A 13,999-nucleotide genomic window follows, 5' to 3' on the forward strand; every position below is an offset into this window, starting at 1 on the left:
AACGTAAAACTATGATAAGATGGAGGTATTGTGTATGGTTGACAAGCAAGTTATTGAAGAAATCAAAAACAATGCCAACATTGTGGAAGTCATAGGTGACGTGATTTCTTTACAAAAGGCTGGACGGAACTATTTAGGGCTCTGTCCTTTTCATGGTGAGAAGACCCCTTCTTTCAACGTTGTGGAAGACAAGCAGTTTTATCATTGCTTCGGTTGTGGTCGTTCAGGAGATGTTTTTAAGTTCATCGAAGAATACCAAGGTGTGTCCTTTATGGAAGCCGTTCAGCTCTTAGGGGAGCGCGTCGGTATTCAACTAGCCATGCCTGTCCAGTCTCGTCCTCAACAGGCTTCGCCTCATCAAGCTTTATATGATATGCATGAAGAAGCTGCCCGTTTTTACCATGCAATTCTCATGACGACCAAGATGGGAGAAGAAGCAAGGGCTTATCTCTACAAACGCGGATTGACGGATGATGTTCTGAAGCACTTCCAGATTGGACTAGCTCCAGTAGAGAGAACTTATCTCTATCAACGTTTGGCTGACAAGTTTGAGGAAAAGGATTTATTGGATTCGGGCTTGTTTTATCTGTCAGATGGTAATCAATTTTATGATACTTTTTTTGGACGGATCATCTTTCCTTTGACCAATGACAAGGGGCAGGTTATTGCTTTTTCAGGTCGTATCTGGCAAGAAACGGATAGTCAGACTGCCAAATATAAAAATAGTCGCTCGACTGCAATTTTTAACAAGAGTTACGAATTGTATCATTTGGACAAGGCAAAAAAGGGAACAGGCAAGATTACAGAGCTCTATCTGATGGAAGGCTTCATGGATGTGATCGCGGCCTACCGTGCCGGTATAGAAAATGCTGTGGCTTCTATGGGGACAGCGCTGAGCAAGGAGCATGTTGACCACCTCAAACGCTTCACCAAAAAGATTGTTCTCAGCTATGATGGCGACAAGGCAGGACAGGCAGCAACAGCCAAAGCTCTGGAAGAATTAAAAGATTTCTCTGTGGAAGTTGTCCGAGTACCTGATGCCATGGACCCAGATGAGTATTTACAAAAGAATTCTCCTGAAGATTTGGCCTACCTCTTAACCAAGACACGTATCAGTCCCATAGAGTTCTATATTCACCAACTCAAACCTGAGAATAGTGATAACTTGCAAGCACAAATAGAGTTCATTGAAAAGATTGCGCCCCTAATTGCCAAAGAAAAGTCTATCACTGCCCAGAATTCTTACATCCACATTCTGGCGGATAACCTACCTTCTTTTGATTACCAGCAGGTGGAGCAGATTGTAAATGAAAGTCGGATTGTTCAGAGGCAGGAGAGAGTCAAAGAGGAGCAACCTCCAGCAGCGATTAGTCTACCTGTAACGCGGCAACTGACAGCAGTCATGAGAGCAGAGGCTCATCTCCTCTATAGGATGGCTGAGAATCCAGTTGTTTTGAATGACTATCGATTAAGAGAAGATTTTTTCTTTGATACCCCAGAATTTCAGATTCTTTACGAATTATTAAGTGAGCAGGGAGAAATCGGCTCAGAGGAGCTTTCTCATCAGACGCCTGAAGTTGAAAATGCCTGGTACCACGTGCTTAGCCTGGATTTGCCAACAGAGATGTCGCCTCAAGAACTTTCTGAAGTCGAAGAGACTCGTAACCGTGCCCTCCTCAGCAAGGACAATTTAAGGATTAAAAAGAAAGTGCAGGAAGCTAGTCATGTAGGAGATACAGACACAGCATTGGAAGAATTGCAACGATTGATTTCCCAAAAGAGAAGAATGGAGTAATAATGGCAACAAAACAAAAAGAAGTAACCACATTTGATGTGCAAGTAGCAGATTTTATCCGTAACCACAAAAAAACAGGAACAGCAACAGACGACGAAATCAATTCAAGTCTGGTTATTCCTTTTACCCTGGATGCAGATGGCATTGAAGACCTTTTGCAACGGATTCAGGATGCTGGAATTTCTATCACAGATGACGAAGGAAATCCAAGCGCGCGTGTGCTTAGTGCAGAAGAAGAACCAGAACTCAGTGATGAGGACTTGATTGGCTCAACTTCAGCCAAGGTTAATGACCCTGTTCGTATGTATTTGAAGGAAATCGGGGTTGTTCCTCTCTTGACCAACGAAGAGGAAAAAGAATTGGCCCTAGCAGTTGAAGCAGGTGATATCGAAGCTAAACAACGTCTTGCGGAAGCCAACCTTCGTTTGGTGGTATCCATCGCTAAACGCTATGTAGGACGTGGTATGCAGTTTCTTGACTTGATTCAAGAAGGAAACATGGGCTTGATGAAGGCAGTTGACAAGTTTGACTACTCAAAAGGATTTAAGTTTTCTACTTACGCAACTTGGTGGATTCGTCAGGCGATTACTCGTGCCATCGCTGATCAGGCGCGTACTATTCGTATCCCTGTCCACATGGTGGAAACCATTAACAAGCTTGTCCGTGAACAGCGTAATCTCCTTCAAGAATTGGGTCAAGATCCGACACCTGAACAAATCGCTGAGCGTATGGATATGACACCTGACAAGGTCCGTGAAATCTTGAAAATCGCCCAAGAGCCAGTATCGCTTGAAACACCGATTGGTGAAGAGGACGATAGCCATCTTGGGGACTTTATCGAAGACGAAGTGATTGAAAATCCAGTAGACTACACAACTCGTATCGTCTTACGTGAGCAGTTGGATGAAGTCTTGGATACTCTCACAGACCGTGAAGAAAACGTTTTGCGTCTTCGTTTCGGGCTGGACGATGGGAAAATGCGCACCCTTGAAGATGTTGGTAAAGTCTTTAACGTGACTCGTGAACGTATTCGTCAGATTGAGGCTAAGGCTTTGAGAAAACTACGTCAACCAAGTCGCAGCAAACCGCTTCGTGATTTTATTGAAGATTAAGAGTGAGGATGAACATGGCTTATACAGAAGAGCAAATTGAAACGATTAAAACACGCATTTTAAATGCCTTGGAAGAAGTAATTGACCCTGAGTTGGGAATTGATATTGTCAACCTAGGTTTGATTTATGAAATTCGTTTTGATGGTGAAACTGGTCACACTGAAATTGATATGACCTTGACAACTATGGGGTGCCCACTGGCTGACCTCTTAACAGACCAGATACACGATGCGATGACAGAGGTTCCTGAGGTAACCAATATCGAAGTTAAATTGGTCTGGTATCCAGCATGGACGGTTGAAAAAATGAGTCGCTATGCGCGTATCGCCCTAGGAATTAAGTAATCGATTGGAAAATTGCGAGAGACGATTGGAAAATAGAGGGGCTCCTCCATTTTCCTCTGGTCTCTTCTTTCTTTTACTGATTTTCTTGAAATAAAATGGTATAATGAGTAGTATGGAAAACAAAAAATTGCGTATTAATATGCTAAGTTCAAGTGAAAAAGTGGCTGGTCAAGGAGTGTCAGGAGCCTACCGTGAATTGGTGAGTCTCCTTCATCGTGATGCCAAAGATCAGTTGATTGTTACGGAGAATCTTCCTGTAGAGGCAGATGTAACCCACTTTCACACCATTGATTTCCCTTATTATTTATCCACATTTCAAAAGAAACGCTCAGGGAGAAAAGTTGGCTATGTGCATTTCTTACCTGAGACACTCGAGGGGAGTTTGAAGATTCCATTTTTCTTAAAAGGAATTGTCAAACGCTATGTTTTTTCCTTTTACAACCGAATGGAGCACTTGGTGGTGGTTAATCCCATGTTTATCGAGGATCTAGTTGCTGCGGGTATTCCACGTGAAAAAGTAACTTATATTCCAAACTTTGTAAATAAGGAAAAATGGCATCCATTACCAGCTGAACAAGTTGCACAACTTCGTAAGGAAATGGATCTCGCCAAAGATCAGTTTGTCGTGGTTGGTGCAGGTCAGGTTCAGAAACGAAAAGGGATTGATGATTTTATCCGTCTTGCTGAAGAATTGCCAGAAATTACCTTTATCTGGGCTGGTGGTTTTTCATTTGGTGGAATAACAGATGGTTATGAACGCTATAAGAAGATTATGGACAATCCACCTAAAAATCTAATTTTCCCAGGTATTGTGTCACCGGAGAGGATGCGGGAACTGTATGCTTTAGCTGATTTGTTCTTACTACCTAGCTATAATGAACTATTCCCTATGACCATCTTAGAGGCAGCTAGTTGCGAAGCGCCGATTATGTTAAGAGATTTGGACTTGTATAAGGTCATTCTTGAGGGAGATTATCGTGCTACAAGTGATGTCTCTGAGATGAGAGAAGCAATCCTAGAATATAAAGAAAATCCTGAAGCGTTGAAAGAATTGAAAGAAAAAGCTAAAAGGATATCCAAGCAGTATTCAGAAGAGCGTTTACTGGGAATTTGGTTAAAATTTTATCGGGAACAGGCTGCTCTAGGTAAAAAGTGAGGTAATCTATGCGAATTGGTTTATTTACAGACACCTATTTTCCTCAGGTTTCCGGGGTTGCGACCAGTATTCGAACCTTGAAGACAGAGCTTGAGAAGCAAGGCCATGCAGTTTTTATCTTTACAACAACAGATAAAGATGTGAACCGCTACGAGGATTGGCAAATTATTCGAATTCCAAGTGTCCCTTTCTTTGCATTTAAAGATCGACGATTTGCCTATCGAGGTTTTACAAAGGCACTTGAAATCGCCAAGCAGTATCAACTCGATATCATTCATACCCAGACAGAATTTTCACTTGGATTATTAGGGATTTGGATTGCACGAGAATTGAGAATTCCAGTTATTCATACCTACCATACCCAGTATGAAGACTATGTGCATTACATTGCTAAGGGGATGTTGATTCGTCCAAGTATGGTAAAATATCTGGTACGTGGTTTCCTTCGTGATGTAGATGGAGTGATCTGTCCTAGCGAGATTGTTCGGGACCTTTTATCTAAATACAAAGTGAAGGTTGAAAAACGTGTCATTCCAACCGGAATTGAGCTAGCTAAGTTTGAACGACCTGAGATTAAAGAGGAAAACTTGCAAGAACTTCGTTCGAAGTTAGGTATTCAGGAAGACGAGAAAATGCTACTGAGCCTTTCGCGTATTTCTTACGAGAAGAATATCCAAGCAGTTCTAGATGCTTTTGCTGAAGTATTGAAAGAAGAAGATAAAGTAAAGCTGGTCGTTGCTGGAGATGGTCCTTATCTGGATAGTCTGAAAGAGCAAGCAGTGAAATTAAACCTGCAAAAACATGTGATTTTTACAGGGATGATTGCTCCAAGTGAGACAGCTTTATACTATAAGGCTGCAGATTTCTTCATCTCTGCCTCTACTAGTGAAACCCAAGGATTAACTTATCTAGAGAGTTTAGCCAGTGGAACGCCCGTCATTGCTTATGGCAATCCTTATCTTGATAACCTGATCAGTGACAAAATGTTTGGAACCCTCTACTATGGAGAACAGGAGTTAGCAGGGGCCATCCTTGAAGCCTTAATCGCTACTCCGGATATGTCTGAACAAAAGTTGGCGGATAAGTTGTACGAAATTTCGGCTGAAAACTTTGGAAAACGAGTACATGAGTTTTACCTTGATGCCATTATCTCCAATAACTTTGAACATGAATTACATGATGGAAAACCTGTCAGTCAGCGCTTTTTGAAAACGATTTTATATCTACCCCAACAGGCTGTTACAAGCCCAGTAAAAGAGTCTAAGCGTATTTTGCGGGCTTCTCGGAAGCAATTATCCAGCATCAGAGATTATTGGAAAGATGAATTCAAATAATAGAATAAGAGGAAAATATTATGAAAAAATTAATGCGAAGTGGAAAAAATCAAATAATTGGTGGAGTCTGTGCAGGTGTTGCCCATTATTTTGATATTGACCCAACAATTGTTCGTGTTGTTTGGGGTGTTCTTGCATTTTGTTATGGAGCAGGAATCCTTGCTTACATCATTTTATGGGTGGTTGCACCGGTTTCGACAGACTATTAAACTAGAATTATAAAGTGAAAAGGAGAAGTTATGGCTTTTGGAGATAATGGAAAACGTAAAAAAACATTGTTTGAGAAAGTGACACTTGTTGTCGTGCTCATCATGTTGTTTGTAACCCTTGCTGGTATCTTTGCGACAGCGCTTGGAGCGTTTAGCAGATTCTAAGCAAGCTGCGAGGTTTGAAACAATAACTAATGACTGGGTTCTCCCCAGCCTTTTTAAAGTGAGAAGAAAATATGAGTATGTTTTTAGATATAGCCAAGATCAAGGTCAAGGCTGGTAATGGTGGCGATGGCATGGTTGCCTTTCGCCGTGAAAAATATGTCCCGAATGGTGGTCCTTGGGGCGGTGATGGTGGACGTGGTGGTAACGTTGTTTTCGTTGTAGACGAAGGTTTGCGCACCTTGATGGATTTCCGCTATAACCGTCATTTCAAGGCGAATTCTGGTGAAAAAGGAATGACCAAAGGGATGCATGGACGTGGTGCAGAAGATCTTCGTGTTCGTGTGCCACAGGGAACTACTGTACGTGATGCAGAAACAGGTAAAGTCATTACAGACTTGATTGCACATGGTCAAGAATTTATCGTGGCTCATGGCGGTCGAGGTGGTCGTGGGAATATCCGTTTTGCAACACCAAAAAATCCTGCGCCTGAAATCTCTGAGAATGGAGAGCCAGGTCAAGAACGTGAGTTGCAACTGGAATTGAAGATTCTAGCGGATGTTGGTCTAGTCGGTTTCCCATCTGTCGGCAAGTCAACTTTGCTCAGTGTCATTACTTCAGCTAAACCCAAAATCGGTGCTTACCACTTTACGACGATTGTCCCTAATTTGGGTATGGTTCGTACACAGTCAGGTGAATCTTTTGCAGTAGCTGACCTTCCAGGTTTGATTGAAGGGGCTAGTCAAGGTGTTGGTCTTGGAACCCAGTTTCTCCGTCATATCGAACGTACACGAGTTATCCTCCATGTCATCGATATGTCAGCTAGCGAAGGACGTGATCCTTACGAGGATTACCTTGCTATCAATAAAGAATTGGAATCCTACAACCTTCGTCTCATGGAACGTCCGCAGATCATCGTAGCCAACAAGATGGATATGCCTGAAAGTCAGGAAAATCTTAAAACTTTCAAGGAAAAGTTGGCAGCAAACTACGACGAGTTTGAGGAACTTCCAGCTATCTTCCCTATTTCTGGATTGACCAAGCAAGGTTTGGCGCCTCTTTTGGATGCGACAGCTGAATTGTTGGACAAGACTCCAGAATTCCCGATTTATGATGAATCCGATATGGAAGAAGAGGCGTACTACGGCTTTGACGAGGAAGAAAAGGCCTTTGAGATTAGTCGTGATGATGATGCGACATGGGTACTTTCTGGTGAAAAACTCATGAAACTCTTTAACATGACCAACTTTGACCGTGACGAATCAGTTATGAAATTTGCCCGCCAACTTCGTGGTATGGGGGTTGACGAAGCCCTTCGTGCGCGTGGAGCTAAAGATGGCGACTTGGTTCGCATCGATAAATTTGAGTTTGAATTTGTAGACTAGGAGAGTGATATGGGAGATAAACCGATATCATTCCGAGATGCAGATGGAAATTTTGTTTCTGCAGCAGATGTGTGGAATGAAAAGAAACTAGAAGAATTGTTTAATCGTCTCAATCCTAAACGTGCTCTTCGATTAGCACGCACAAAGAAAGAAGAAACACAGTCAAAGAAATAAAAAATTCCCGTGATTTTTTGATCACGGGATTTGTGTTATTCGCCAAAGAAAAATGGTGGTGCGTATTTTTTAAGGCTTTCAAAACAAGCTTGCGCTTTTGTAGCATCCTCACAGATAATCATGCAGACATCATCTCCACAAAGCGTTGCAATGACATCTGGAAAGTCCAAGGAATCAATTACAGATCCAAATGATTGAGCTAAACCGGGTAAGGTTTTCAAAATAACTTGGTGTTGGACAGGACGCAACATAACAAGAGCATCTTCCATATAATTTTCTAGACGTTTTTCCCACTTGGAGATAGAGCCTGTATTTAACACGTAGTAAGAATTATCTTCTTCGCGAATTTTTGAAAGGTTCATGGTTTTGATATCGCGTGATAAGGTAGCCTGTGTAACTTGGATATCGTTTTCGGCTAACAAGGCTTGCAATTCCGCTTGGGTATGGATTTTATTTTTTGAAACGAGGGCACGAATAAGTTGGTGTCTGTGTTCAGATTTGTTCATAAGTGTTAATAGCTCCTTTTATGAGGGAATAGTGATAGTAGACTGTGCTAAATCAACAGTCAAGTGATAGTCTGTATTATCTCGAATTGTAATCTCAAAGTCTGTTGTGTAGAGGACTAAGCGGAGAATGTCTCCTTCCTTAAGTTTGTAAATAGTTGGTTGAAGCTCTAGCTTGAAGTCCATCCATTCATTTGGTTGGATTTCTTCGATTGTCAAGAGATGATCTCGGTTTTGAAGATTGAGGTAGCCTTTAGTGATGACACGTTGAGCACTTGGATTGAATGGCAGTTCACAGAGATTTTCTAACATGTGGTAACGACCATTGTCAATTGTTCGGACTGATTGAACTGCTGGATAGGGTTGAAGGTACTTCTGTTGTCCTAGTTGGAGGAGTTGAGCAGACAATAAGCCCTTGTTTGTACTTGATTTGACACGAAGTTTAAGCTCCACTCGCCCATTTAAGTGAATGTCTTGACTTACTGGAAGGTCAATGGTGATTTGATTGGCTTTTCCTTGGTAAAGTTCTGTGTTGAAGGTCTGGTAAGTCTTGCCATAACGCTCAAAATCTTTTTGATCATACTGGTTTTGAATCACTTTTTCTTCAGTTCCAAGTGGGAAAGTATGCAGTTTATTCTGTTTGCCAAAGTCGTCAAGGCTCTGCCATGTTTGCGGTGTAGTATTGTCCTGCCAGATGACAGTAGGGAGTTGATAGCTTGAGTCAAGTCCTAACAATTTTTTACTTAACAAGGCATTCATGGATTCGCGGAAGTCAATTGACTGCCAATTGTTCATATAGACATGGGCACCATGATGGAAAAAGAGGCGCTTATTGATATGAGTTGGAAGAGCATGAAACATCTGGTAAACATGAAGAGGTTTGACGTTCCAATCTTGAGAACCATGCGTAAAGACGACCTCAGCTTGAACCTTATGAGCATTGAGCAGATAGTTGCGGTTATGCCAAAACTGATTGTAGTCACCAGTCTTGCGATCGAGTTTCTCTTTTACCTTCTCTAAGTCTGCCTGATGAGCTCCATTACCACGAATATAATCACCAGCTAGGAGATTACGGGAGTAGGTCAATTCAGCAAGTGAGTCAAAATCCTCACCTGGATAACCACCTGGGCTAGTCACCAAACCATTTTCCCGATAGTAGTTGTACCATGAGGAAATACCTGCTTCTGCGATGATCACTTCTAAGCCATCAACACCAGTGGTCGCAAGTCCATTGGACATAGTCCCTAGATAGGAAATTCCTGTTGTTGCGACTTTACCGTTTGACCAATCAGCCTTGACTTGACGTTTGCGCGTGTGGTCCGTGAAAGCCCGGCAACGACCATTAAGCCAGTCAATCACGTTTTTATATGCTTCAATTTGATGGTAGTCCCCATTAGTCATGAGACCTTGGGAATCCCTGGTACCAACACCCGATACATATAGATTGGCAAATCCTCGTGGGAGGAAGTAGTCGTTGAGGGTGTATGAGCTATTGATATGAGCTAACTTTTCTTCAGCTTCAGAGACGAGTTCAGCTTGGCCTAGAGGCCCGACTAAATTCAGCTTAGGCTCCTCAAGCTCAATGGTGTGGGCAGGTTTGACCTCAAGTTCTCCTTCCATTTTGTAGAGAGCTTTATCGCTAGCTTTGACGTTGGTCCCTTGGTGATAAGGGCTGGCAGTCATAACTGAAGGAATCTGTCCATCATAACGCGGGCGAATAATGCTGACCTTGACTAAATCAGGGAGACCGTCTTTATCAGTATCCACACGACTTTCGACATAGACGACTTCACGAATGACATCATGAGTAGAGAAGGTTGCCAAGCTCTTACCGTTAAAGTAGTGGTAGTGATTGTCTTCTAAAATGAGTCCGTCACTAACCAGTTGGTCGATGAGCGTATTTCCTTTTTTAGTTCGTGTATTGAGCAATTGATAAAGATTTTCGATGAGATCTCCATAAACAATAGGAAATCCAGTTTTTTTACGGAATTGTTCGACATCCTCAAAGTCAACAAGATAGTTAAAGCCTAAAAGTTGAAAAACTACCGTATAGAAAACATCAGCAGTTAAATCACGCTCTGATTGGAAAAAAGTTAATAGATCTGTTTCGTTATCCGCGGCCAAAGTGGATAAGGCATAATCCGTGTTAGAATAAGTGAAAAAACTCCAACGGATGAAGTCTTCAAATTGCTTTTTTAAGGGAAGTTGAGGTGACAATTCCAGACCAAGACTTGCTAGTTCATCTAATTGTTGAGAACTAGGGGTCGGAAGATAGCTAAATTGATTAAAACGCATGGTTCTCTCCTTTGAAAACAGACTGAATTTATTATATCAAAAAATAAGGAAAAATGGAATAAATAAACTTTAATGCAATAAATTTCGTGAAGCGGAATACCTATTTAGTAAGTTATTATAAAACGATGAATAAATACTATAATAAAAAGCCCTTTCTTAGAATTTTTTATATGTGAAATTGCATATAGAGTCTGACTTTATTATACTTTACTTAGTATAAAAATGTCTAAAATGATATTCAAATCCATCTTATAATATTAAAAATTAAAGGGAAGAAAGACGGAGAGGTTGTAAATGCTGACGTTGAAAAGAAAGCATCCGAGTTGCTTCAATATCCAACTTAAAATGGTATAATAGTAGTAAAACGAAAGCAAGGAGGAGAAGAAATGATTGCACAGCTCTACACCAAGACTGTTTATAGTTTTATGGAAAGTGTGGTTTCGATTGAAAAATATGTACAAACAGCTAAAGAGTACGGCTATTCTCACCTTGCTATCATGGATGTGGATAATCTCTATGGAGCCTATCATTTTCTAGAAGTGACTCGTAAGCATGGCATTCGACCTTTAATTGGTCTAGAAATGACCTTGGTCAAAGATGAGGACAATATTTCTCTTCGTTTTCTAGCCCTATCCACTAAAGGTTATCAAGAGTTGATGAAGTTATCCACTTTAAAAATGACTGGACGGAAAAATTGGTCTGACTTCACCTCCCACCTCGAAGATGTGGCCATTATTGTTCCTTATTTTAATGGGGTCGAACAACTGGATTTGGGGCATGATTATTTTATCGGTGTTAGTCCAGATACTCCTCAAGAAGTCTTTACCAGACCGATTCTTCCACTCTATCAAGTCAACTCTTTTGAAAAAGAAGATATACAAGTTTTGCAAATCTTGTCGGCAGTCAAGGACAATGTCAGTCTTAGGGAAGTGGATGTGCATTCACAACAAGGGGTTTTTCTACCTGCCTCAGATTTAGAAGCTCGGTTTAAAAATCGCTTCCCTCAGGCTCTTGCCAATCTTCAGGATTTGATAGAGAATGTAAGCTATCAAATCGACCCAAGTTTAAAACTTCCTCGCTTTAATCCTGAAAGACCAGCGGTGAAAGAGCTTCGAGCAAGAGCTGAGCAAGGCTTGAGTGACAAGGGGCTAACCTCAATTATCTATCGTGAGCGGCTGAATGAAGAATTAGCTGTGATTCATGATATGGGCTTTGATGACTATTTTCTTGTAGTTTGGGATTTGCTCCGTTTTGGACGTTCCCAAGGCTACTATATGGGAATGGGGCGTGGGTCTGCTGTTGGTAGTCTGGTGGCCTACTCACTTGACATTACAGGAATTGATCCGATTGAAAAGAACCTGATTTTCGAACGCTTTTTAAATCGTGAGCGCTACACCATGCCTGATATCGATATCGACATCCCTGACCTTTATAGACCAGAGTTCATTCGCTATGTTCGTGATCGCTATGGTAGTCAACATGTGGCACAGATTGTCACTTATTCGACATTTGGAGCAAAACAGGCAATTCGTGATGTTTTCAAACGCTATGGCGTTCCAGAGTACGAATTAACAAATATTACGAAAAAAATCAGTTTCCGAGATACGCTAACGACGGCCTATGAAAAGAATTTGCAGTTTAGGCAGTTAATCAATAGTAAGATTGAATACCAAAAAGCTTTTGAGATTGCTCGAAAGATTGAAGGGTATCCTCGTCAGACCTCTATCCATGCTGCAGGAGTCGTTATGAGTGACCAAGATCTGACAGACTATATCCCACTCAAATATGGTGAGGATATGCTAATCACTCAATATGATGCACATGCAGTTGAAGCCAATGGACTTCTAAAAATGGATTTCCTAGGTCTGCGTAACTTGACTTTTGTCCAAAAAATGCAGGAATTACTAGCCGAGTCAGAAGGTATTCATTTGAAAATCGAAGAGATTGATTTGGAAGACAAAGAAACTCTGGCCCTTTTTGCTTCTGGAAATACCAAGGGGGTTTTCCAATTTGAACAACCTGGCGCCATTCGACTCTTGAAACGAGTCAAACCACAAGTCTTCGAAGAAGTGGTAGCAACAACATCCCTCAACAGACCAGGTGCTAGTGATTATATCGATAATTTTGTGGCTCGCAAGCATGGCAAAGAAAAGGTGACGGTGCTGGATCCTACATTGGAAGACATCCTGTCATCAACCTATGGCATTATGCTCTATCAAGAGCAAGTCATGCAGGTTGCTCAACGCTTTGGAGGTTTCAGTCTTGGTAAAGCTGACATTCTCAGACGAGCCATGGGTAAGAAAAATGCTAAAGAGATGCATTTGATGAAGGAAGATTTTATCACAGGAGCTATGAAATTGGGGCATTCAGAAGAAAAAGCTAACCAAGTCTTTGCAGTGATGGAAAAGTTTGCGGGCTATGGATTTAACAGATCCCACGCTTATGCCTACTCAGCGCTGGCTTTCCAGCTTGCTTATTTCAAGACACACTATCCTGCTATTTTCTTCCAAGTCATGTTGAATTATTCCAGTAGCGATTACATTGTGGATGCATTGCAGATGGGCTTTGAAGTAGCCCCGTTAGCAATCAATAGCATTCCCTATCACGATAAAATTGCTCAGAAGAAAATCTATCTTGGTCTAAAAGCCATTAAGGGCATGCCAAGAGATTTTTCTTACTGGATCATCGAAAATCGTCCTTTTTCAAGTGTAGAAGATTTCGTCACACGTCTCCCCAAGAATTACAAGAAACTGTCTCTTTTGACTCCTTTGGTTGAACTAGGGCTTTTTGATGAATTTGACAAGAATCGCCAGAAAATCTTAGTGAACCTACCAAACTTATTTGTCTTTGTTGAGGAGTTAGGAGGTCTCTTTGCGGATACAAATTATAGTTGGACTGAAGCTGATGATTTTACTGAGGCAGAGAAATTTTACAAAGAGCAGGAACTGATTGGGGTAGGTATCAGTGACCATCCTCTCCAAACTATTGCCAAACAAGCCATTTATCCGACGGTGCCAATTGCTAATCTTACTGAGGGAGCTCAAGCTACTCTCCTAGTTGAGGTGCAAAAACTAAAAGTGATTCGAACCAAGAAGGGAGAGAACATGGCTTTCCTACAGGTTCATGACAGTAAGTCTCGGATGGATGTGACTGTATTTTCAGATCAATATAGAAAATTCGCCTCTATCCTCTCCGAAGGGAAATTTTACTATATCAATGGGAAGGTTCAATCTCGAGATGGCCGTTTGCAAATGATTGCACAAGATTTGAAAGAAGTAGTGGCGGAACGATTCTGGATTCAAGTTAAAAATCATGAATACGATAAAGAGATTTCAAATATCCTAGAACAATACAAAGGCCCATTTCCTGTGATTATCAGGTATGAAGAGGAGCAAAAAACAGTTGTTTCTACACGGCATTTTGTAAAAAAAGAGCCTGCTTTACAGGAGAAATTAAAGGAAATTACCATGAAAACGATTTATCGCTAAAAATACGAAAAATAGAAGAATTTTCGATTTAAATGTGGTATA

Annotated in this window: 12 protein-coding genes; 10 read left to right on the top strand and 2 right to left on the bottom strand. The window is 41.2% G+C overall.

Going from position 1 to position 13,999, the window contains the following annotated elements; all coding sequences use genetic code 11:
- Nucleotides 1-34 precede the first annotated feature (34 nt).
- The 9 genes from dnaG (at nucleotide 35) to ACIY14_RS07065 (ending at nucleotide 7,671) form a co-directional block, all read left to right on the top strand.
- The gene (dnaG, locus tag ACIY14_RS07025; RefSeq protein WP_409002075.1) at nucleotides 35-1,795 is read left to right on the top strand and encodes a DNA primase; all 1,761 of its coding nucleotides are present in this window, start codon (nucleotides 35-37) and stop codon (nucleotides 1,793-1,795) included.
- Between the two features lie 2 nt (nucleotides 1,796-1,797).
- A complete protein-coding gene (rpoD, locus tag ACIY14_RS07030; RefSeq protein WP_409002076.1) occupies nucleotides 1,798-2,907 on the top strand; it encodes an RNA polymerase sigma factor RpoD in 1,110 nt (369 codons plus the stop codon).
- Between the two features lie 14 nt (nucleotides 2,908-2,921).
- Complete coding sequence (locus ACIY14_RS07035; RefSeq protein WP_000331931.1) at nucleotides 2,922-3,251, top strand: metal-sulfur cluster assembly factor; 330 nt, start codon at nucleotides 2,922-2,924, stop codon at nucleotides 3,249-3,251.
- Nucleotides 3,252-3,363: 112 nt separating this feature from the next.
- Nucleotides 3,364-4,407: a glycosyltransferase family 4 protein gene (locus ACIY14_RS07040; RefSeq protein WP_409002077.1), complete on the top strand. Its 1,044-nt coding sequence runs from the start codon at nucleotides 3,364-3,366 to the stop codon at nucleotides 4,405-4,407.
- A gap of 8 nt (nucleotides 4,408-4,415) precedes the next feature.
- Complete coding sequence (locus ACIY14_RS07045; protein ID WP_409002078.1) at nucleotides 4,416-5,741, top strand: glycosyltransferase family 4 protein; 1,326 nt, start codon at nucleotides 4,416-4,418, stop codon at nucleotides 5,739-5,741.
- 20 nt (nucleotides 5,742-5,761) lie between these two features.
- Nucleotides 5,762-5,950 carry a PspC domain-containing protein gene (locus ACIY14_RS07050; RefSeq protein ID WP_000735791.1) on the top strand — a complete coding sequence of 63 codons (189 nt, stop codon included), beginning with the start codon at nucleotides 5,762-5,764 and terminating at the stop codon, nucleotides 5,948-5,950.
- A 30-nt stretch (nucleotides 5,951-5,980) separates the two neighbouring features.
- The gene (locus ACIY14_RS07055; protein ID WP_000863851.1) at nucleotides 5,981-6,115 is read left to right on the top strand and encodes a DUF4044 domain-containing protein; all 135 of its coding nucleotides are present in this window, start codon (nucleotides 5,981-5,983) and stop codon (nucleotides 6,113-6,115) included.
- Nucleotides 6,116-6,186: 71 nt separating this feature from the next.
- Entirely contained in the window at nucleotides 6,187-7,497 is a 1,311-nt protein-coding gene (obgE, locus tag ACIY14_RS07060) for a GTPase ObgE (RefSeq protein ID WP_409002079.1), read from the top strand.
- A gap of 9 nt (nucleotides 7,498-7,506) precedes the next feature.
- Nucleotides 7,507-7,671 carry a hypothetical protein gene (locus ACIY14_RS07065; protein WP_000502578.1) on the top strand — a complete coding sequence of 55 codons (165 nt, stop codon included), beginning with the start codon at nucleotides 7,507-7,509 and terminating at the stop codon, nucleotides 7,669-7,671.
- Between the two features lie 35 nt (nucleotides 7,672-7,706).
- Here ACIY14_RS07065 and ACIY14_RS07070 read toward each other — a convergent pair whose 3' ends face one another.
- Together ACIY14_RS07070 and ACIY14_RS07075 are read right to left on the bottom strand one after the other, a co-directional pair.
- Nucleotides 7,707-8,177 carry an arginine repressor gene (locus ACIY14_RS07070; protein ID WP_409002080.1) on the bottom strand — a complete coding sequence of 157 codons (471 nt, stop codon included), beginning with the start codon at nucleotides 8,175-8,177 and terminating at the stop codon, nucleotides 7,707-7,709.
- An 18-nt stretch (nucleotides 8,178-8,195) separates the two neighbouring features.
- The gene (locus ACIY14_RS07075) at nucleotides 8,196-10,469 is read right to left on the bottom strand and encodes a Xaa-Pro dipeptidyl-peptidase (RefSeq protein ID WP_409002081.1); all 2,274 of its coding nucleotides are present in this window, start codon (nucleotides 10,467-10,469) and stop codon (nucleotides 8,196-8,198) included.
- Between the two features lie 386 nt (nucleotides 10,470-10,855).
- Here ACIY14_RS07075 and ACIY14_RS07080 point away from each other — a divergent pair, with 386 nt between their 5' ends.
- Nucleotides 10,856-13,957: a DNA polymerase III subunit alpha gene (locus ACIY14_RS07080; RefSeq protein WP_409002082.1), complete on the top strand. Its 3,102-nt coding sequence runs from the start codon at nucleotides 10,856-10,858 to the stop codon at nucleotides 13,955-13,957.
- Nucleotides 13,958-13,999 lie beyond the last annotated feature (42 nt).

The sequence above is a fragment of the Streptococcus sp. ST16 genome (genome assembly GCF_046098135.1).
Lineage (GTDB): Bacteria > Bacillota > Bacilli > Lactobacillales > Streptococcaceae > Streptococcus.